The organism is Clostridium sp. C105KSO13, from assembly GCF_001517425.1.
Lineage (GTDB): Bacteria > Bacillota > Clostridia > Lachnospirales > Lachnospiraceae > Muricomes.
In genome coordinates this window covers 1-386 of the sequence record NZ_FBWL01000089.1, presented here as the reverse complement: position 1 = coordinate 386, position 386 = coordinate 1, and the positions used below count along the sequence as shown (strand labels likewise).

Genomic DNA, 386 nt, shown 5'->3' with positions numbered 1-386 from the left:
CCCTCTGCTGGTCTCTTCTGTGTCTCTACGGGTTGGTGGAGTGGGAGGGGGTGTGTTTTTTTTTTTTTTCAAGCAGAAGACGGCATACGAGATGTAGAGAGGTCTCGTGGGCTCGGAGATGTGTATAAGAGACAGCATTAAACCGGATCTTGTGCTGATGGACATCACCATGCCCAACATGGACGGGCTGGAGGCTCTGAAGGCGATTAAGGCATATGATGCAGGAGCCACAGTCGTAATGTGTTCTGCAACTGTCTCTTATACACATCTGACGCTGCCGACGATATGCAGTGTGTAGATCTCGGGGGGCGGCGGATCATTTAAAAAAAAAAAAAAGAGGGAGCAAGGAGTGGACGGGCCGGGCACACGATGGTGTAACGGGAGTG

Annotated in this window: 1 pseudogene; it reads left to right on the top strand. The window is 51.3% G+C overall.

From position 1 onward, the window contains the following. Positions 1–136 precede the first annotated feature (136 nt). A pseudogene (locus BN3456_RS16405) lies at positions 137–250 on the top strand (response regulator); the annotation flags it as partial. Positions 251–386: the final 136 nt, after the last annotated feature.